This is a genomic window from Rhodanobacter sp. DHG33 (assembly GCF_014843005.1).
In the GTDB taxonomy this organism is placed as follows: domain Bacteria; phylum Pseudomonadota; class Gammaproteobacteria; order Xanthomonadales; family Rhodanobacteraceae; genus Rhodanobacter_A.
Genome location: NZ_JACYXM010000004.1, coordinates 163,982 through 183,096, shown reverse-complemented (window position 1 = coordinate 183,096; position 19,115 = coordinate 163,982). Strand labels below are relative to the sequence as shown.

General features: G+C 61.8%; 15 protein-coding genes. 9 read left to right on the top strand and 6 right to left on the bottom strand.

Translation table 11 applies throughout. From position 1 onward, the window contains the following. Nucleotides 1–162 precede the first annotated feature (162 nt). Nucleotides 163–1,635 carry a PLP-dependent aminotransferase family protein gene (locus IHE46_RS08695; RefSeq protein WP_192164241.1) on the bottom strand — a complete coding sequence of 491 codons (1,473 nt, stop codon included), beginning with the start codon at nt 1,633–1,635 and terminating at the stop codon, nt 163–165. A 91-nt stretch (nt 1,636–1,726) separates the two neighbouring features. Here IHE46_RS08695 and IHE46_RS08690 point away from each other — a divergent pair, with 91 nt between their 5' ends. The 4 genes from IHE46_RS08690 to IHE46_RS08675 all read left to right on the top strand — a co-directional run bounded on the left by IHE46_RS08690 (nt 1,727) and on the right by IHE46_RS08675 (nt 4,731). Next, nucleotides 1,727–2,716, top strand: coding sequence for a transporter (locus tag IHE46_RS08690; RefSeq protein ID WP_343230010.1), 990 nt, complete (start codon nt 1,727–1,729; stop codon nt 2,714–2,716). A 150-nt stretch (nt 2,717–2,866) separates the two neighbouring features. Further along, nucleotides 2,867–3,928 carry a hypothetical protein gene (locus IHE46_RS08685; protein WP_192164240.1) on the top strand — a complete coding sequence of 354 codons (1,062 nt, stop codon included), beginning with the start codon at nt 2,867–2,869 and terminating at the stop codon, nt 3,926–3,928. A gap of 32 nt (nt 3,929–3,960) precedes the next feature. Continuing rightward, the gene (locus IHE46_RS08680) at nt 3,961–4,368 is read left to right on the top strand and encodes an SRPBCC family protein (protein ID WP_192164239.1); all 408 of its coding nucleotides are present in this window, start codon (nt 3,961–3,963) and stop codon (nt 4,366–4,368) included. A 135-nt stretch (nt 4,369–4,503) separates the two neighbouring features. Beyond that, nucleotides 4,504–4,731 (top strand): ChaB family protein, encoded by a 228-nt coding sequence (locus IHE46_RS08675; protein ID WP_192164238.1) that lies wholly within the window; start codon nt 4,504–4,506, stop codon nt 4,729–4,731. Between the two features lie 95 nt (nt 4,732–4,826). Here the strand turns inward: IHE46_RS08675 and IHE46_RS08670 are convergent, their stop codons facing one another. Beyond that, entirely contained in the window at nt 4,827–5,651 is an 825-nt protein-coding gene (locus IHE46_RS08670; RefSeq protein WP_192164237.1) for an energy transducer TonB, read from the bottom strand. Between the two features lie 58 nt (nt 5,652–5,709). Continuing rightward, nucleotides 5,710–6,546, bottom strand: a complete 837-nt coding sequence (locus IHE46_RS08665; RefSeq protein WP_225562918.1) for an energy transducer TonB — start codon at nt 6,544–6,546, stop codon at nt 5,710–5,712. 341 nt (nt 6,547–6,887) lie between these two features. Between IHE46_RS08665 and IHE46_RS08660 the strand changes: the two genes are divergently transcribed. From IHE46_RS08660 to IHE46_RS08650, 3 genes are all read left to right on the top strand, one after another. After that, nucleotides 6,888–10,421 carry a methylmalonyl-CoA mutase family protein gene (locus IHE46_RS08660; protein WP_192164235.1) on the top strand — a complete coding sequence of 1,178 codons (3,534 nt, stop codon included), beginning with the start codon at nt 6,888–6,890 and terminating at the stop codon, nt 10,419–10,421. 67 nt (nt 10,422–10,488) lie between these two features. After that, on the top strand, nt 10,489–13,593 hold the full coding sequence (locus tag IHE46_RS08655) for an ATP-binding protein (RefSeq protein WP_192164234.1): 3,105 nt from the start codon (nt 10,489–10,491) through the stop codon (nt 13,591–13,593). Further along, on the top strand, nt 13,593–14,069 hold the full coding sequence (locus IHE46_RS08650) for a hypothetical protein (RefSeq protein ID WP_192164233.1): 477 nt from the start codon (nt 13,593–13,595) through the stop codon (nt 14,067–14,069). The genes IHE46_RS08655 and IHE46_RS08650 overlap by 1 nt, the downstream gene beginning before the upstream one ends. Nucleotides 14,070–14,348: 279 nt before the next feature. Here IHE46_RS08650 and IHE46_RS08645 read toward each other — a convergent pair whose 3' ends face one another. Further along, nucleotides 14,349–14,639, bottom strand: coding sequence for a helix-turn-helix transcriptional regulator (locus IHE46_RS08645; protein WP_192164232.1), 291 nt, complete (start codon nt 14,637–14,639; stop codon nt 14,349–14,351). A 115-nt stretch (nt 14,640–14,754) separates the two neighbouring features. Here IHE46_RS08645 and IHE46_RS08640 point away from each other — a divergent pair, with 115 nt between their 5' ends. Further along, on the top strand, nt 14,755–14,970 hold the full coding sequence (locus IHE46_RS08640) for a hypothetical protein (RefSeq protein ID WP_192164231.1): 216 nt from the start codon (nt 14,755–14,757) through the stop codon (nt 14,968–14,970). A 175-nt stretch (nt 14,971–15,145) separates the two neighbouring features. Here the strand turns inward: IHE46_RS08640 and IHE46_RS08635 are convergent, their stop codons facing one another. Further along, nucleotides 15,146–16,651, bottom strand: coding sequence for an amidohydrolase family protein (locus IHE46_RS08635; RefSeq protein ID WP_192164230.1), 1,506 nt, complete (start codon nt 16,649–16,651; stop codon nt 15,146–15,148). A gap of 109 nt (nt 16,652–16,760) precedes the next feature. Next, nucleotides 16,761–16,937 (bottom strand): hypothetical protein, encoded by a 177-nt coding sequence (locus IHE46_RS08630; RefSeq protein ID WP_192164229.1) that lies wholly within the window; start codon nt 16,935–16,937, stop codon nt 16,761–16,763. 252 nt (nt 16,938–17,189) lie between these two features. Between IHE46_RS08630 and IHE46_RS08625 the strand changes: the two genes are divergently transcribed. Then, complete coding sequence (locus tag IHE46_RS08625; RefSeq protein WP_343230009.1) at nt 17,190–18,956, top strand: DUF2339 domain-containing protein; 1,767 nt, start codon at nt 17,190–17,192, stop codon at nt 18,954–18,956. The last annotated feature ends 159 nt before the right edge of the window (nt 18,957–19,115 follow it).

Sequence of the window (19,115 nt, the reverse complement as noted above, 5' to 3'; positions counted from 1 at the left end):
CACCAGGCCCTTTCTCTGGGTTACTTCTCTTTGGGCCAGCAAAGAGAAGTAACTCGGGCGCCGGCAGGCGACCGAAACCGCTCTGCTCCTTGCGAAAACGCAGAGCGCCCACCCATCACAAATGTGAGCAGTAGGCGAGGGGTCGTGAGCAGACCTAGGTCGTCACAAGCAATCCCGTAGTCGACGCACCCCTTCGTCGATGGCCTGCGCATCCACGCTGCCGTAGCCCAGGATCAGCCCGCTGCACTTCACCGCACCGCGATAGCACGGCGACAGCGGCCGCACCGACACACCGGCCTGCGCCGCGCGCAGCGACACGGCGACATCGTCCGTTCCCTCAGGCAGCAGTGCGGTCAGCTGCATGCCCGCCTCCGCGCCCACCACCTGCAGCGTGTCGGAAACATGCCGCTGGATCGCCGCCTGCAGCGTCGCGCGCCGCGTCGCGTACAGCATGCGCATGCGGCGGATGTGCCGCGCGAAATGTCCCTCGCGGATGAAGTCGTGCAACGCGCGTTGCGGCAGCATCGGCGAGCAGGTGTCCAGCGCATCGCGCGCGGCGCGAAAGGCGGGCAGCAGATCCTTCGGCACCACCAGATAGCCGAGCCGCAGCGCAGGGAACAGCACCTTGCTGAAGGTGCCCACGTAGATCACCCGCGCGTCCGCATCCAGCCCTTGCAACGCGGCGATCGGCTTGCTGCCGTAGCGGTACTCGCTGTCGTAGTCGTCCTCCACGATCCAGCTGCCCGTGCGCGTCGCCCATTGCAGCAGTTCGATGCGCCGCGCCGCGCTCATCGTGGCGCCCAGCGGAAACTGATGCGAGGGTGTGACGTAGGCCAGTCGCGCCGCCGGCGCACGATGGATGCCTGCGGCCACATCCATGCCATCGCCGTCCACCGGCACCAGCACGGGCAACGCGCCCACGGCGCCCAGTGCCTGGTGTGCGCCGGGGTATCCGGGCTCCTCCACCCACGCGTGGTCGCCGGGATCGAGCAGGGCATGTGCGCAGATCTGCAGGCCATGCTGCGAGCCGCTGGTGACCAGGATCTGTTCGGCATCGGCATGCACCGCGCGCACCGTCGACAGATATTCGGCGATCGCCGCGCGCAACGGCGCGTGGCCCATGGTGTCGCCGTAGACCAATGCATCGGTGCCGACGTGGCGCGCATGCCGGCTCAGCAGGCGCGACCACACGCCGTGCGGAAAGTGGTCGAGCGCGGGCACGCCCACGCGGAACGCGGCCTGGCTTTCCAGCCAGGTCTGCGGCGGCGAGGCCATCGCCGCCACCCGCGCGGCGACCCGGCGCGGCGCGGGTGCGACGGATGCCGCCGGTGTGCGCTGCGCACGGCGGCGCGGGGCAGCCGCGCCTTCGTGGGGAATCGCTGCGGCCACGCAGGTGCCGGCGCCGGTGAAGCTCTCCAGATAGCCCTCGGCATGCAGCTGTTCGTAGGCGCCCAGCACCGGCAGGCGCGACACGCCGAGCTCGCCGGCCAGCGCCCGGGTGGAAGGCACGCGTTGGCCGGGGCGCAGCTGGCCCTCGGCGATGGCGCGGCGGAACCACTCCGCCAGTTGCAGGTAGATCGGACCGCCGCCTTCGAGTGCGATCGACGGTACCAGGCTGGCGGAAACGCGCTTCATGACGATCTCCCGAGTGGTCATGCCATTTAGTCGCAAGGTGGCTATTTGTTCAAGCCACTTGGCTGCCTAGTCTGCGCCCGACGAATGAACGGTGGGGGTATCGGTGGTCACACACGGGCGGGCGACCAAGGTACGGCGGCTGGGGCATGGCCTCGCGCTGCTGCTTGCCCTGCTGGCGGGCGCCGGCGCGGCTGCGGCGCAGGACGCCGAACCCGCGCGGCAATCGCTGGACGACGCCTGGTGGACCGGCCCGATGCTGGCGAATTCCGCCGAGACGCTGCCGCAAGGGCACATGCTGGTCGAACCCTATTTCTACGACGTCACCTCGAAGGGCTCGGACGCCTTCGGCTCGCGCGCCTACGTGCTCTACGGGCTGACCGACCGGCTCACCGTGGGCCTGATCCCGATCATCGGCTACAACCGCGTGAGCAACGGGCCGAGCAGCTCGGGCATCGGCTTCGGCGACCAGATTCTGCAGGCGCAATACCGGCTCACCCGTTTCCACGAAGGCAGCTGGCTGCCCACGCTCGCCGTTCAACTGCAGGAAACCTTGCCCACCGGCCGCTACGACCGGCTCGCGCGCGCCAGCGACGGCATGGGCGGCGGTGCCTGGGCCACCACGTTGGGCCTCAACGGGCAGAGCTATTTCTGGTTGCCGAACGGCCGCCTGCTGCGCGTGCGGCTCAACCTCACCCGCACCTTCAACGGCGATGCCGACGTGACCGGCGCCAGCGTCTACGGCACCGCGCCCGGCTTCCGCGGCACGGCGCGGCCGGGCGACGCGTTCTACATGGGCACCTCGTTCGAATACAGCGTCACCCGCCGCTGGGTGCTGGCACTCGACCTGTTCCGCAGCTACGGCGCGGCCACCCGCGTCGACGGCAGCACGGACCCGGTCGATGCCTTGCCCGTGCCGACGCACCTGCAGGCCGGTTCCAGCGACGTCTACGGCTACGCGCCTGCGGTCGAGTACAGCTTCAACTCGAGCCTCGGCGTGTTGCTCGGCGCGCGCGTGATCGTGGGCGGGCACAACGCGACGCGTTCGGTGACGCCGGCCATCGCGATCAACTACGTCCACTGATGCGTGTCGCGCAAGACCGGAAACCTTCCGGCTGAGAGCTGATGACAAATGCAGGGCGGCGTGCGATCGCGGCAGCCCTTGGAGTTTCGGCTATGGCGCAGGGACGGCACCGCGCGCCGGCATGTCTTCCCATCCAGGAGAGCGACCACGATGCATACAAAGATCCTTCTGCGAGCCAGCCTGCTTGCCCTGGTGTCGGTGATCGGGTGGCCGTCGCCATCGCTCGCAGGCACGGCGCAGGCCGGCGATCAGCAGCACGCCTTCGATTTCCACTTCGGTACGTGGAAGACCGAGATCATGAGCCGCGACGTCACGGCGTCGGGCGTCGGTGCCTGGGGCAAATTTACCGGCACCGTGATCGACCAGCCCCTGTGGAACGGGCACGCCAACATCGAGAAGATCGAAGCCTCCGGCTCTGGCGGCCACTTCCAGGGCGTCACGCTTTTTCTCTACAACCCTAAGTCGCAGCAATGGAGCGAGCAGTTCGCAGGCAGCGATGACGGCACCATGCAGGAGCCTTCGTACGGCGAGTTCAAGGACGGGGTCGGTGTGTTCCACGCCTGGACCGAGTCCGGCGGCAAGAAAGTTCTCCAGCGCGACATATGGTCGAACATCACGCCGGACTCCTACCATTACGAAATCGCCGTCTCGCTCGACGGCGGCAAGACCTGGACCGCGGACTTCGTCGCGCAGCTCACCCGAGTGAAGCAAGCGCCGGACTACGACGTGCACCACACTCAGGGCAGCGGGCCGGAGCACGGCTTCGACTTCAACATGGGGCAGTGGACGACGCGCATACGCGCCGTGCTGAATCCGCTGTCCTCACCCAACGCATGGAGCAACTTGAACGGCACGCATGCGGTGTATCGCCTGTGGGAGGACTGGGCCAACGTCGGGCAGCTCGAAGTCGACGGACCCGGCGGCCGCATCGAAGACCTGGCGCTTCGCTTGTACGACCGCAAGACGCAGCAATGGCGCGTCTACTTCGCCAACAGCAAGACCGGCACGCTGGCTGAGCCGATGATCGGCACGTTCGAGAACGGCGCGGGCACCTTCGTCGGCATGGACGAAGTCGACGGCAAGACCGTGCTGAACCGCAACGTCTGGTCGGGCATCGGCGCGAAAACCTGCCGGCAGGATTGGGCCATCTCGACCGATGGCGGCAAGACCTGGATACCCACCTGGACATCCACCGACACGCTGGGCGGCTGATTACGAGACGTCGCCTTCGACGAGGAAACACGATGGCTTCGATACACCGGGAAATACGGCTGGATGCAGACCCCGCGGACGTGTGGGCCGCCATCAGCGCCATCGGCGCGCCCCACGAACGCCTTGTGCCTGGCGTTCTGGTGGACACACAGATGGACGGCGACGCCAGGGTCGTCACGTTCGCCAACGGCCTGGTGGTGCGCGAGCTGATCGTCACGCTCGACCACGATGCGCGCCGCTTCGTCTATGCCTCCGTCGGCGGTCGGGCCACGCACCACAACGCATCCTTCCAGGTGTTTGCGGACGGCGCGCAACGCACGCGTCTGGTCTGGATCACCGATGTTTTGCCGGACGAACTGGCCGGTCCCATCGGCCAGAACGTGGAACTGGGCATCGCCGCCATCAAGCAGACGCTGGAAAGAAAGCCCGGCGCCTCATGAAGTCGGCCACGGTCTGCGCCGCTGTCGCGCAAACGACACCATCGTCACCCATGTGTACAGAGCCATCGCGCCCGCTTGACGGCCCCTTTATCACGCACCTCCCAGGCTGACAGTGCCGTCCCCGCGGAGCCTGTCATGCCCTATCAGAGCCTCAGCCAACTACCTCATGCGGTACGCGACAACCTGCCGAAGCACGCCCAGGAGATCTACAAGGAAGCCTTCAACCACGCCTGGGATGAATACGCCGACGAGGACAAGCGCCGCGGCGACGAATCCCGCGAAGAAACCGCCCGCAAAATGGCCTGGTCGGCGGTGAAACATGGCTACGCCAAGGGCGGCGACGAACACTGGCACGCGAAATAGACCGGCCGGCGCTGCCGTGTCTGCCTAGGTACTCAAGCGAATCGAGTACGGCGTAGCTCTGCAGGCATGACGCCTGCAGAGGACTTCACCGCTTGTCAGCCATGGTTGAGCAGGGTCGGTCCCGCACCATCCGTCCGCAGGCCGTCGTCGGCCAGGGCGTCGGCCGCATCCACGTCGGGCCTGTCGACCCAAGGGGCGGGTGTGTAAGGACCGGGGACGTAGGTTTGCCACACGTGGTTGGACTTGGGAGCCCCCACGACATTCAAGTTGTAGGTAACGGGCACATGCACCGTCCAGCTGTCGTCCTTGGACAGCTTTCCCGTCGTGGGAGGCAGGAAGGTCCACTTCTGAATCGTCGAGAGCGCCGAGTGCGCCAAGACTTCGCGGTAATGGGCGAGCACACCTTCCTGGCCCTGCACGCCGAGGTTGACCTGTTCGGCGACGGCCTGAGTCACGTGGCCACTGCGATCAACGTGCAAGGCCACGTATACCGTGCCCTGCACGCGGGCACGTATCGCGTCCTGCGGGTAGTGCGGAATGATCTTCTTGTCCGCGCGCAGCGTGCTGGTGTCGTTCGGGTCGGGGTCGCCGAACGTGACGCCCTTGATGCGCGCGCTGTAGTTGCCGTCGGGCTTCTGCGTCAGCACCACGCGGGCATGCATGCTGGCCTTGGCGACCACGGGCTGGCCATCCTGCAGCACGGGCTGGAAGTGCCACTGCAGCGCCGCGTTGCGCACCATGTCCGCGATGGGCTGGCCGTACTTGGCCGGGTCGTCGACGACCGCGGTCTGCACCGTGCCGTCCTTGGCCAGCACGATGGTGCCGTTCACGACCGCGGACGACTCGACGGCCGGTTTGGTAGCAGCCTGGGTGCCCATCGCTGCCATGGCGAGTAGGGCGCTGAGCATGACCTTCTTCATGCGATTTCCTTGGTTGGCATTGCAGTCAGTCGATTCGACGGTAATGCTGCTTAGTGTGTTAGCCGTGGTCGGATGCGGTGGGGATCAGGGTCGGCCCCGCGCCATCTATCCGCAGGCCATCGTCGGCGAGGGCGTCGACCGCATCCGCGTCAGGCTTGTCGACCCAAGGGGCTGGCGTGTACGGCCCGGGGACATAGGTTGTCCATACGGGCAGCGCGTCCGGGTTTGCCCCAGACAAGAATACGAACGGGACATGGACCGTCCAGCTGTCTTCCTTGGCCAGCTTGCCAGTCGTGGGGACCACGAACGTCATCTTGCGTGCTGCCGCAAGCGCCGGGCGTGCCATGAGCTGACGGTAATGCTCGAGCATCCCCTCCGTACCATCGATGCCATCAGCGTGGAGGTTCACCTGCTCGGCGGCGGCGTCGACCACACGGCCACTGCGATCCACGCGCAGCGACACGTAGACCGTTGCCTGCACGTGGGCAATGGCCGCGACCGCGGGGTACCCCGGCCGAATCTTCTTGTCGCGCTCGGCCTCATGCAGCGTGCCGGTGTCGCTCGGGTCGTCGTCGCCGAACGTGACGCCCTTGATGCGCGCGCTGTAGTTGCCGTCGGGTTTCTGCGAAAGCACCACGCGGGCATGCATGCGGGCCTTGGCGACCACGGGCTGGCCATCCTGCAGCACGGGCTGGAAGTGCCACTGCAGCGCCGCGTTGTGCACCATGTCCGCGATGGGCTGGCCGTACTTGGCCGGGTCATCGACGACCGCGGTCTGCACCGTGCCGTCCTTGGCCAGCACGATGGTGCCGTTCACGACTGCGGACGACTCGACGGCCTGGTAGGTCGCGGCTTGGGCGCCCATCGCTGCCATGGCGAGCAGGGCGCCAAGCATTGCTTTCTTCATGCGATTTCCCCTGAGTTGCGTTGAAGTCCATCAACCCCACCGAGGCAGGCAGAGAACCAGCTGTTCGCACGCGCCACGCTCGATGGCATCGTGTCTGGCATGGCGGCCATGTCCTGCTTTCGGATGGTTTGTCCCCTTGGCCGGCCCCGGATGGCGCCATGCCGTTGCCGCAGTATGTAGGCAATTCATGGCCGGCGTAAGCCGGTTCGGGGGCCAAATACGGTCCGAGGCCATCGCCCCATACGCCCCGGTACACGCGCTGCAGCAAGCTCTTGCGACCGATCCCCATTAAAATCGTCCGGTTCATCGCACACGATGTCGGAGTCGCCATGAGTTCCCCCGCCAAGCACGTCCCCGTCGGTTCCCCCCAGGCCGAGACCACCCCGCTGCGCTTTGTCACCGCGGCCAGCCTGTTCGATGGCCACGACGCGGCCATCAACATCATGCGCCGCATCATCCAGAGCCAGGGCGCCGAGGTGATCCACCTGGGCCACAACCGCTCGGTGGAGGACGTGGTGCGCGCCGCGCTGCAAGAGGACGCCGACGCCATCGCGCTGTCGTCCTACCAGGGCGGCCACGTCGAGTACTTCAAGTACATGGTCGACATGCTCAAGGAGCGCGGCGCCGCCCACGTCCGCGTGTTCGGCGGCGGTGGCGGCACCATCACGCCGGAGGAGATCAAGGAGCTGCAGGCCTACGGCGTGGAGCGCATCTACCACCCCAACGACGGCATGAAGCTCGGCCTCACCGAGATGATCGAGGACGTGATGCAGCGCGCCGGCCGCGCCGCCGCGCAGCGCGCGCCCGACACCGCCGAATCCAAGGTGGACGTGGACGACGAGATCTCCATCGGCCACATGCTCAGCGCCATCGAAGAGGGCAAGCTCTCCGCCACCGACCTCGACCACCTGCGCAAGCAGTGGAAGCTGGCCGGCAAGGCCACCCCTGTGCTCGGCCTCACCGGCACCGGCGGCGCGGGCAAATCCAGCGTGGTGGACGAGCTGCTGCTGCGCTTCCTGCACGCCTTCCCGCACATGCGCATCGCCGTGCTCGCCATCGACCCCACCCGCCGCCGTTCCGGTGGCGCGCTGCTCGGCGACCGTATCCGCATGAATGCGCTGCGCAGCCACCGCGTCTACATGCGCTCCATGGCCACGCGCCGCCAGCACGCCGCCACCAACGAAGTGCTGCACGACTGCATCGACTTCCTCAAGGCGCAGCCCTACGACCTGGTGATCGTGGAAACCGCCGGTATCGGCCAAAGTGACTCCGAGATCGTCGACCTGGTGGATTTCCCGGTCTACGTGATGACCAGCGACTACGGCGCGGCCAGCCAGCTGGAGAAGATCGACATGATCGACTTCGCCGACCTGGTGGTGCTCAACAAGTTCGACAAGCGCGGCGCGGAAGACGCCCTGCGCGATGTGCGCAAGCAGTGGAAGCGCAACCACACCGCCTTCGCCGTCAAGGACGAAGACGTGCCGGTGTACCCCTCCATCGCCAGCCAGTTCAACGACCCCGGCGTCACCTGGATGTTCGCCAACCTGTGCCGGCTGATGCGCGACAAGCTGCACCTGCCGGTGGACAAGTGGACACCGCAGATCGACACCACGCTCAAGGAGCCGCGCGCCACCGTGCTGATCCCCGGCAGCCGCGTGCGCTACCTCGCCGAGATCGCCGAGCAGGGCCGCGGCATCAACGCCGCCGTGCTCCACCAGGCCGAAGCCGCCAGCAAGGCGCAGCACTATTACGAATCGCTCAAGGAACTCGGCGACGACAAGCTGCCCAAGCCGCTGGAGCTCTACCACGCCGACGACCTGCACCCGCAGGACACGCACGCCGCCGACCGCACCCTGCTGCTGCTCCGCCAGCGCTACAACACCGCGCTCAAGGAACTCAGCCACGAGTCCATCCACCTGCTGCGCGACTGGCCCAAGCTGCGTGAGTCCGTGACCACGGACGTCAACGAATACAAAGTGCGCGACAAGACCATCCGCGTCGAGAACTACCGCGTCTCGCTCAGCCACCAGAAGATCCCCAAGGTGGCTCCGCCCAAGACCGAAAGCTGGGGCGACCAGCTCGTGTTCCTCGGCAAGGAAAACCTGCCCGGCTACTACCCCTACACCGGCGGCGTGTACCCGTATCGCCGCAGCGGTGAGGATCCCACCCGCATGTTCGCGGGCGAGGGCACGCCCGAGCGCACCAACCGCCGCTTCCACTACCTCAGCCAGGGCGGCGCGGCCACGCGCCTCTCCACCGCGTTCGACTCCGTCACCCTGTACGGTGAAGACCCGGCGCCGCGCCCCGACATCTACGGCAAGATCGGCAACTCCGGCGTCAACATCGCCACGCTGGACGACATGAAGAAGCTGTACTCCGGCTTCGACCTCAGCGCGCCCACCAGCTCCGTGTCGATGACCATCAACGGCCCCGCGCCCATCATCCTCGCGATGTTCATGAACACCGCGATCGACCAGAACATCGAGAAACACCTTAAGGAAGACCCCGCCCGCTGGGCCGCGGCGGAAAAGCAGATCGCCGCCATGTTCCCGAATGGCCGCCCGCAGTACTCCGGCGAGCTGCCCAAGGGCAACGAAGGTCTCGGCCTCGGCCTGCTCGGCGTCACCGGCGACCAGCTGGTGGACGCGGACACCTACGCCCGCATCAAGGCCGAAACCCTCAACACCGTGCGCGGCACCGTGCAGGCTGACATCCTCAAAGAGGACCAGGCGCAGAACACCTGCATCTTCTCCACCGAATTCGCCCTGCGCATGATGGGCGACATCCAGCAGTACTTCGTGGAGCACAAGGTTCGCAACTTCTACTCCGTCTCCATCTCCGGCTACCACATCGCCGAAGCCGGGGCCAACCCGATCAGCCAGCTCGCCTTCACCCTGAGCAATGGCTTCACCATCGTGGAGTACTACCTCGCGCGCGGCATGAAGATCGACGACTTCGCGCCCAACCTGTCGTTCTTCTTCTCCAACGGCATGGACCCGGAGTACACCGTGATCGGCCGCGTGGCCCGCCGCATCTGGGCCCGCGCCATGCGCGAGCGCTACGGCGCCAGCAGCCGCAGTCAGATGATGAAGTACCACATCCAGACCAGCGGCCGCTCCCTGCACGCGCAGGAAATCCAGTTCAACGACATCCGCACCACGCTGCAGGCCCTGTACGCGCTGTTCGACAACTGCAACAGCCTGCACACCAACGCCTACGACGAAGCCATCACCACGCCCACGGAAGAAAGCGTGCGCCGCGCCGTGGCGATCCAGATGATCATCAACAAAGAGCTGGGCCTCAACTTCAACGAAAACCCCTGGCAGGGGAGCTACATCGTCGAAGAGCTCACCGACCTGGTGGAAGAGGCCGTGTACAAGGAGTTCGAAGCCATCAGCGAGCGCGGCGGCGTGCTCGGCGCCATGGACACCATGTACCAGCGCGGCAAGATCCAGGAAGAGAGCCTGTACTACGAGCACAAGAAGCACGACGGCTCGCTGCCGCTGATCGGCGTCAACACCTTCCTGCCCAAGAACCACGGCGGCGAGATCGCCACCGAGATCGAGCTGATCCGCTCGACCGAGGAGGAGAAGGGGCAGCAGATTGCCAATGTGCAGGCCTACCAGAAGGCGCGCAACGCGCTGGCGCCTGCTGGCGAGACCTCACACGCGCACGGCACCGACTCCACCGACGCGCCTGTGACGCAGGTGCACGACAACCATGGGCTGGCCTACCTGCAAAACACCGCGCGTGATCGCAAGAATGTGTTCAATGCGCTGATGGAGGCGGTGAAGACGCATTCGCTGGGGCAGATCAGCCATGCGTTGTATGACGTGGGTGGGGAGTACCGGCGGAATATGTAATGCTCATGCTTTCAAGCGCTCAAGTATGGATTGAGCTAACTTTGCAGTTAAATAGGGGGAGGAAGGGATGTCAGATATTGCTTGGGGGCACTTGGAGAAGATGGCGTTGGGAGCAACTGAGCTTCCAAGTTTTCCACTCAATCTGCGTGAGGTTCGTGAGACTGTCGCTTTATTGTTGAATGAAGTGCGGCGGTATGGTTTCTTTGATGAATATACTGATCATAGCTTCGCTCACGTAGAAGGTATGCTTCGTACGGCTGAGTGGTTAATTCCGAGCGATGCCAGGTTGCTAATGACGCCTGCGGATTACCTTATGCTGGTACTTGGAATTTATTTTCATGACGTCGGACTCTTGATAAGTCGCGATGAGTTTTCTGCGCGCGCTTCTAATGCTGATTTTCAGAAATTTAAGAATGAGCCTGTCATATCGGCGACTCAGCAAGCAGAGTTGCGTGCTCGTTTAGAACTTCTCGATCCCAAGGAGGCTGATAGAATTTGGTATCAAGAATTTGTTAGGTTTCATCATGGTCAACGAATTCGAATATGGGTAGAAGGGGGAGCAAAAGATTCAAATGATTCATCGGCTCCGATTCGAAAAATTATATTTGGCTTATTTGAAAAATTAGGAATTACTTTCAGAAGGGATTTGGCTCTTCTTTGTGAGAGTCATACGCGTGATGACATAAATGACACAGCTAAATACAAGCTGTCTCAGCCATACGGCGATCTCGAGCAAGAGTCAGTCAACCTGCAGTACGTCGCAGCGATTCTTCGTACCGTAGACCTTCTGCAAATAACAAAGAAACGGGCTCCGTCAGTTCTTTATCAGATCATCAATCCCACTGACCCGCTTAGTCAGGTGGAATGGCAAAAGCAGAACGCCGTAAGAACCGTAAGGGCAAGGCCGGGCAGTGATCGTGACGGCAACGCTTCCTTGGAAGTTCAGCCGGACACGATTGAAGTGCACGCGGAATTTGAACATGCCGATGGATTTTTCGGATTGACTACATATTTGGCGTATGCTCAGCGTGAAATTCTAAGCTGCTTCAATGCAATCGCTAAGTCCGCAGGCAAGATTGCGCGCCCGCTCGTTTATCCTTGGCGATTTATTGATTCTTCCAATGTGGAGGCTGTCGGCTTTCTCACCCAGTCCTTCGGCTTCACTTTAGATCAGCAGAAGATACTTGATCTTCTCACTGGACACACCCTTTATAACGATACGACGGTCGTTCTGCGGGAGTTAACTCAGAATGCTCTAGACGCAGTTCGCTTGCAAAAAAATTCTGAAGCGAGCGAACTCTGTGATGAGGGCGAAATTAATATAGTTTGGCGCTCTGCTAGTAGAGAGCTGATTGTTAAGGATAACGGAACGGGAATGTCCCAGGAAGTTATTGTTAATCACCTCTTAAAGGTGGGCTCGTCGCGCTATCAAGATCCGCAATTCAAGGAAAAGCACCCGGGCTTTAGTTCTATCAGTCGCTTTGGCATCGGAGTGTTATCTGCGTTTATGGTTTCCGACGATGTCGAAATCACGACTTGCAGCCCCGACGATGATCAGGCGCGTCGAATTGCGCTGCGCTCTGTTCACGGAAAGTATTTAATTAAATTGCTGGATAAGATTAAAGATAAGGGGGAAATTCAAGTTTTTCCGCACGGAACATTGGTGCGGTTAGTTGTTCGGCCCACGGCGGCAATTGGGGATGTCTTGGATATAGCTAGGATGTGGCTCATGTTTCCAAGATGTCGTGTGACGGTTCAGATAGATGAGAATCCCCCCCAGATAATTGGCTACGCTTCACCGAAGGATGCAATCCAATCTTACTTGTCTACCTCAATGGCGGCTCGCGCTCGCGCTGGGGGGGAGTATGAGGTTCGGGAAGTGGAGGAAAATGGAGTTACTCTGGCATTTGCAGTTTCAAAGAATAAATTGTTCCGAGATTGGAGTTTCGTACAGGCCGATAGCGATTCGCGATCTACATCGCGATCTACATTGCGAAATGAGCGTCCGCCTATCGCTACTTGCATTGAGGGTGTCGGAGTGGAGTTTGCGACTCCTGGATTTAAGGGGGCCAGCATTTTGGCCATAGCTAACGCGACTGGGCCGAATGCTCCAAAAACTAACGTGGCGCGATCGGCTTTAGAGGATACAATTGAACAGCGGGAGATGATTTCCTGTATTTATCGCCTCTATGCTAGGCACGTTACAAATGAGATAGAAAGGCTTTCTAGCCAGGAGGGCTATTCACTCACGAGGGCAGTTGGTGAGGCGCCATTCATTGCGTCGAGTTTGATTCCTAGCAACGTGCCACCAGTGCGTTCGTCTGCGTTGCAGGAGGCTATTGCAGAGATTCCGATGCTGGTGGCTGAGTCAGGGGGAACTGGAAGAAGCAAAGTTTCCTTTAGAGATGTCGAGCGCGCTGAGGAATTTTGGACAGTCGAGTCGCCCCTGTCGAGATCGATTGAATACCTTGTTAGAGAGGCGCCAGAAAATGTGACTGCGCGTACGCTGCTTGGCGTAATTGGGCGTCAAGATTCTTACCCTGACGGACTGACTGTTTTAAATTTCGGAGCATCAGGATATATATCCGAAATGCTTGATGGTGGGTTTGAAATTTCGGAGGTCGTGGCTTCTGAAGCTTCTAGGCGAATCAGTTTGCGATGGAATAAGAAAGGGGAGTCATCGAGATGGTTGCGCTCGGCGGATATTTTACGCGCGGTATCGCAATTCGATAGAAGGTTTGTGGCGTTGCTGGCTGATGCGCGAGAGGCTACAAGAGTAGGGCGTTTGCGAGCCGGCACGGCGCGCGCTTTTATTCCAATTGGTAATATTAAGACCGCAGGCTTAGATGCGGCGACGGGATTTTCTTTCAACCAGGGTTTTTATTTTAAATCAGAAGAGCCTGTCGCGGCTTTCTTCAATGATCTATGGTCAGAACAAAACGATGATAATCTGAGAGGTTTGGCGCTTTACTTTATGATGTTGGAGGTATGGCTTGGTAGTGGTTGGAAACTTAAGGGTATGGATGAAGATAATATAAAACGTACCTTTGACGTGGCCGTATATCAGCACTTCGCTCCCTATCTCCAGAAGATGTCAGGTTTTCTGGCGGCTGCGCGGGGAAGTGATGTCACTTTCTTTAATCCTTACGCTTGGGATCGGAAGAGTGCCTAATGAATAAGAAGCAATGTGTTGATCAAGGTGGCGATTTTGCGCTGGAGCGTTATAAGTATGTACTGGAACAAAAGAAGTACTTAAATGGAGTGAGTTTTAAGATTGTGTCGATTTATCAAGCGGGCATGGCGCTGCTCCTTGGGGGGTGTTATAAGATTGTCGTCGCTACGCGGGGCGGCTCATTGAGTTGTGAGTCTGCTGACCTTTTTCTTCGTGGTTTGTTTCTATTATTTATAATTTTAACGATTTTCTCTATTTTAATGATTTCGTGCGGAATTTTGGCTTGGCTGGGGTATCGTCGGGACGAGTCTGATCTGGAGTCGGCTGTTGGCGTTGCAAGTAAGCCGTTGCCGCGTTTTCGCGATATGTTTCGGTGGTATGAGACTTATATTTTACTGGTCGTTGTGGTGGTAGCAATTTTATTTGGCTTCTACTTACATGGCGTTCAACTCGGCATAGCATTGTGCGCATCTTAATAAGAATTGGAGGCGGTAGCGAAGCGTCAGGGCCTGGCTTCTACCAAAACGGGGTCGGATTCACTTCTTGATTCATAGCAACGCGCACCGGATTACCCCGGCACGTTTTCGTTGAAAGACACGGGCAGGGGTATTCTGTAACTCAGAAAGCTGAACTCTGTCGCGCAAAACCGGGGCCAGAGTGGATTTTATGTATGTTAGTGCCCCGCGAATGGTGAGTTGCAGGCTGACCCAAGGCACTCTTAGCCGCATTTCGACTGATGTTGGAATAGAGCTGATTCACTTGATGAGACGGCCGTTTCGGTAGCTTCGAGTAGGTTTCGCTTGTTCCAACTCTTGTTCGAATTCATCGACGAACTTGGTCAGTGATTTGCCACATGCACTGCAGAATTCCTGCAGCTGCAGCAGATCCATTCGGCGTGAGCCTCGCTCGACATCGCTGACATAGGATTGAGGGCGCTGCAATGCTGCGCTTAACTCAGCTTGGGTCAGGCCGGCTGCTGTGCGTAGTGCACGTAGGTGACTCAGCAGCACCAAGTACTCGCTCTTATGTATGGACTTCGCGGGCATGGTGACGATCCGTGGAGATCGTCACGACGCTATATCTGCTTTTCAAATATCTGAAAAACGGATATTCTTGATGCGCGGATGACCGAGCCCGCGAGATCGCCAAAGGACGGACGCCATGACACACGATCACCTTATTTTCGGAGTCACCGTCGACCAGATCGACCGGCTCAACGCACTGCTCCGCACGATCACAGCCAATGGAGATGCAATCACGTTCTGCGACACGGAGCACCTGCAACCCCAAAGCGTGTCGACGCTGGGGGAGGCCATCTTTGACGCGGCTCTCGCCGTGCAAGATATCCTCGATCAGGTCGACGAGCAGAAGCTCTGAATAGCAACGGGTTGGCGGTGATGTCTTCCGTTGCCACCCGTGAGCAGCATTACTTCGGTGTGTGCTGTGCCATCCCCAGCGCCTGTATGGCCGCCTTCAAGAAACCGGGGGCGGGGTGCATTTTACTCTCAACAGGGACGCCCTGACGCCGGTTCTTGCTTCTGCGCGGGTGCCGTCAATACTCGCCGTACCGCCCCTGCACCGATTTCAGCAGCGCCTGCGTGTCGTAGCCAACGCCGTCCTTGAACACGGTTTCGACCTGTTCGATGTCGTCGATGTGTTGCGAAGGGTCGCCTTTCACGACCACCAGGTCGGCATCCTTGCCTGCGGCGATCGAGCCGATGCGGTTCTGCAGCCCGAGATACAGCGCGCCGTTGTAGCTGGCGATGTGGATCGCCTGCTCGGGCGTGAAGCCTTCCTCCACCAGCAGCTCCACTTCGCGCAGGTCACCGAAACCGGGCACCACGCCGCCGTTGCCGGTGGGGTCGGGGCCGGCCAGCAGCAGGCCGCCCGCGGCGACGAACTCGCGTTCCATCGCCATGCCGTGCTGAAACGTGAGGGCGTTGGTCTGCGCGCGGTCGGCCGGCAGCGCGTCGGTATACGCGCGCAGCAGCAGGTAGTCCTGCTTGGCCTGCGGGCTCAGCGTGGCCATGGCCTGCGGCCACAGCGGCGAGTGGTGCGGCACGTCCTGCTCGAACACCGGCAGCGTCGAGGTAACGGCCACATGGTGCGCCACGAGGTCGCGGATCAGGCTCTTGGCATCGCTGCCCTGCGGATCCATCGCCTGCAACGTGGCCATGCCGTCGGAGTCGGTGCACTTGTCCGGCGCCTTGCCGGGGTCGTGCTCGGTGTTGACGAAGAAGCCATGTTCGAGGTCGTCGATGCCGGCCTCGGCGGCTTCGCGATAGGTCACCGCGCACAGGTGGCCCGTGATCTTCAGCCCCAGGCTGTGCGCCTCGTCCACCGCGGCCTTCAGTTCGGCGCGCGTGATGTTCATGTAGGCCTTGAACGAGGTCACGCCCTGCTTGGCCCAGAACGCCACGGTTTCCTTCGCGTCTTCGGAATCGCGGAGGGGATGCATCTGGATGAAGTACGAACCCGGGCCTTCCAGGTACGGCCCGGTCACATCCATGTGCGGGCCGGGCAGGTCGCCGGCATCGATCGCATGCTTGAGGTTGATGTCGGTGTACGGCTCCACGCTGCCGGTGGTGCGCAAGGTGGTGACACCCATGGCGAGATAGAGCCGGGGGGCGGAGAACGCCATTTCCGGCACGATCAGCGGTTTGTCGGCGTGCAGTTTGCCGTTCTGCATGCCGAGGTTGGGCCGCGCCACGTAGAACAGGTGGTCGTGCATGCCCACCAGCCCCGGCAACACGGTGTGGCCGGAAAGATCGATGCGCTTGGCGTCGGCGGGTATCGGCATGCCATCGGCGCCCACGGCGGTGATCTCGCCGTGCTCGATCAGCAGGGTCTGGTCGGCACGCGCGGGGGCGCCGGTGCCGTCGATCACGCGCGCGTGGATCAGCGCGATCACGGGTGCACTCACCTGGACGAAGGGCTGCGTCGCTTTTCCAGGCGCCGCTGCCGGCGGCAACACGATGGGGGCAAGATCGCGCGTCGCGGCGCACGCCGCACCCGCACAGATCGACAAGACTGCCGCAACGGCCGTCATACGTCGCATGGGGTTCCCTCAGTCAGGTAGCGCCAAAAACGAGGTCAGGTTTATTTGACCCAAAAACGAATCCGATTCCGTTTCATAAGGCGAGGTGCGCGAAGCGTGCTTGCCGCGATCACCGAAGCGATGGGAATCCGATCAAGGCATAGATCACGTAAATCCACGACAGGAAGAAATCGATGATCGCCCAGAAGATCGAGTGGTTATGTGACCAACTGATCAGCACGGCCAGCAGGCTGCCCAGGGTGATGCCGGTGCCGGTGTAGCTGTAGTTATAGCTGTAGCGACTCATGGCGATGTCCTGTTCCTTGAAGAGGAGGCACTTGGACGTTTACGAACAAAACTGGGGTCAGAGTGTAATTTTCATGTCGATCGCGTGCATCGCTGGATAATCCGACGTTGCCGGCCGGATCGCCATCGCCGGGGGGGATTCATGGCGAGGAGCATAGGCAACCGTGGGGGCGAAGCCTCTACAGTGTGCTGCACGCAGGCTCTGTTTGCGGCAGCTTGATCGGCACTATCGTTGTGGAACAGGGGAGATGCCATGTCGACCGAGAGTGTGGAAGAACGGCTTGCGGCATTGGAAAGACGTCTGGCTCAGATCGAGGAGCGCCTTGATGTGCGCTTCGTCTGGCCGGAATCGTCGCGCACGATGCCGCCCCAGTCGGAATCGCCGTCAGTGCAGGCCCGGCAGGCATCACCGCCGCCCCTGCAGCCGCCGCGGGCCCAGCCAGCCGATCCACAGGCGTCTGTCGCGCCATCGCCGACTGCCCGAGCGGCCGTTGCGGCAAGAAGCGCATCTGCCCAGGGTGCGCCGACGCGCGCACACGCGGCCCCCGACAGCCCTTCGTTCGCCACGAGCATCCTGGGCTGGGGCGGTGCAGCGGCCTTCGTGCTGGCGGCGGCGTACCTGATCCGCCTGGGGGTCGACAGCGGGTGGCTGACGCCGCTGGTGCAGATCGCCGCGGCCGTGGCGGGTGGCCTGCTGCTGATCATCGCGGGCTTTCGGTTGCGCGGCTCCCACCCGCGTTACGCAGGCTACCTGCCGGCGTGCGGCATCGTGATTCTGTTCCTCGCGATCTATGGCGGCCACCTTTTCTACGCGTTGATTTCGGTGAAGACGGCGGCGTTGCTTGTCATAGGTGTATGTGGTTTGTCGCTATGGCTGTGCCGGGTCTTCGAAAGCGACCTGTATGCCTTGTTCGCGGTGGCGGGGTCGTATTCCGCGCCGTTCCTTCTTTCCGGCGTCGAGGCTTCCATAACCGACCTGGTGATCTATTACTCGGCCTGGAGCGTGGTGTTCAGCATCTACGCCGTGTGGTGCGGGCGGCGCTTGATCTACCTGCTCGCGCTTTACCTGGCGCTGATCGGGTTCGACGCGATCTGGCAGATACACGCCTCGAAGGAATGGATCGCGGCGCTTGCGTTCCAGACAGCACAGTTCGTGATTTTCGGTATCGCCACGGTGGTGTTCTCGGTGCGCCGGCAGCAACCGCTGGACGAGACCGTGGCGATGCTGCACTTGCCGCCGCTGCTGCTGTTCTACGCGCTGCAATACGTCGTGCTGGCCCAGCACGTGCCCGCCCTGGCGCCATGGATTTCGTTCGCCAGCGTGGCGGCGGTGGGGTTGCTCTACCTGATCGCGCGCCGGCTGACGCAGGAGCCGCTTCCGGGCGGCGAGTTGCTGCTGTGGTGCTATCTCTCCGTGGCGCTGCTGCATGCCGGCTACCTGGAAGCATGGCCGAGCGACTGGGCGCCATGGGCCAGCTTCATCCTGGTGCCCGTGGCGTTCTGGCTCACGCTCAGGCGCGCGGGCAGAGTAGGGCCGCTGTGGGCGTTGTGGGCGGCGGTGGGCGCCATCTTCCTGCTCAACTATGTCCGCGTCGTCGTCGGTTTCAAACTCGACGCCGTGCCGGGACACCAGATCCTGGCCATCGCCAATGCAGCGATGCTCTACCTCGGGTACGCCATGGTTTCGCGTAGAGAGGGCGGCCGCGAAACACGCATGCTGCTGGTCTACGCCGGCCATGTCAGTGCGATGGCGGCAGCCGTGCACTTGCTCGATGCGCCCATCATCGTTTCCACCGCCTGGGGATTGCTGGCGCTGGCATGCCTGGGCATCTCGATGTGGCGGAGCGACCGGATGCTCGGCCAGTCTTCGCTGCTGGTGTTCGGCGCCACCGCGGGCAAGGTGCTGCTCTATGACCTGAGCGGTGCACAGCCCCTGGCACGCATCATCAGCCTGGTGGTGTTGGGCGCGACGTTCTACATCGGCGGGATGTTCTATCAGCGATTGGCGGGAGCCCGCTGAGCGGGTTGGAGCGGCTTGCCCAATGGTGTCCGAACAGGGCAAGCCCCTGCCTTGATCAGAGCGGCCATCGCGCAGTAACGCGGTCGCAGTCAGGAGTGGCGCTGATACAGGCCACTCGCCGCGCGCCCCGTCTTTGCGGCACTATGCCCCCGGAATAGG

What these genes read in the sequence shown, in the direction of transcription:
- IHE46_RS08695 (WP_192164241.1), bottom strand. Translation starts at nt 1,635, where the DNA reads ATGAAGCGCGTTTCCGCCAGCCTGGTACCGTCGATCGCACTCGAAGGC.
- IHE46_RS08685 (WP_192164240.1), top strand. Translation starts at nt 2,867, where the DNA reads ATGCATACAAAGATCCTTCTGCGAGCCAGCCTGCTTGCCCTGGTGTCG.
- IHE46_RS08680 (WP_192164239.1), top strand. Translation starts at nt 3,961, where the DNA reads ATGGCTTCGATACACCGGGAAATACGGCTGGATGCAGACCCCGCGGAC.
- IHE46_RS08675 (WP_192164238.1), top strand. Translation starts at nt 4,504, where the DNA reads ATGCCCTATCAGAGCCTCAGCCAACTACCTCATGCGGTACGCGACAAC.
- IHE46_RS08670 (WP_192164237.1), bottom strand. Translation starts at nt 5,651, where the DNA reads ATGAAGAAGGTCATGCTCAGCGCCCTACTCGCCATGGCAGCGATGGGC.
- IHE46_RS08665 (WP_225562918.1), bottom strand. Translation starts at nt 6,546, where the DNA reads ATGCTTGGCGCCCTGCTCGCCATGGCAGCGATGGGCGCCCAAGCCGCG.
- IHE46_RS08660 (WP_192164235.1), top strand. Translation starts at nt 6,888, where the DNA reads ATGAGTTCCCCCGCCAAGCACGTCCCCGTCGGTTCCCCCCAGGCCGAG.
- IHE46_RS08655 (WP_192164234.1), top strand. Translation starts at nt 10,489, where the DNA reads ATGTCAGATATTGCTTGGGGGCACTTGGAGAAGATGGCGTTGGGAGCA.
- IHE46_RS08650 (WP_192164233.1), top strand. Translation starts at nt 13,593, where the DNA reads ATGAATAAGAAGCAATGTGTTGATCAAGGTGGCGATTTTGCGCTGGAG.
- IHE46_RS08645 (WP_192164232.1), bottom strand. Translation starts at nt 14,639, where the DNA reads ATGCCCGCGAAGTCCATACATAAGAGCGAGTACTTGGTGCTGCTGAGT.
- IHE46_RS08640 (WP_192164231.1), top strand. Translation starts at nt 14,755, where the DNA reads ATGACACACGATCACCTTATTTTCGGAGTCACCGTCGACCAGATCGAC.
- IHE46_RS08635 (WP_192164230.1), bottom strand. Translation starts at nt 16,651, where the DNA reads ATGCGACGTATGACGGCCGTTGCGGCAGTCTTGTCGATCTGTGCGGGT.
- IHE46_RS08630 (WP_192164229.1), bottom strand. Translation starts at nt 16,937, where the DNA reads ATGAGTCGCTACAGCTATAACTACAGCTACACCGGCACCGGCATCACC.
- IHE46_RS08625 (WP_343230009.1), top strand. Translation starts at nt 17,190, where the DNA reads ATGTCGACCGAGAGTGTGGAAGAACGGCTTGCGGCATTGGAAAGACGT.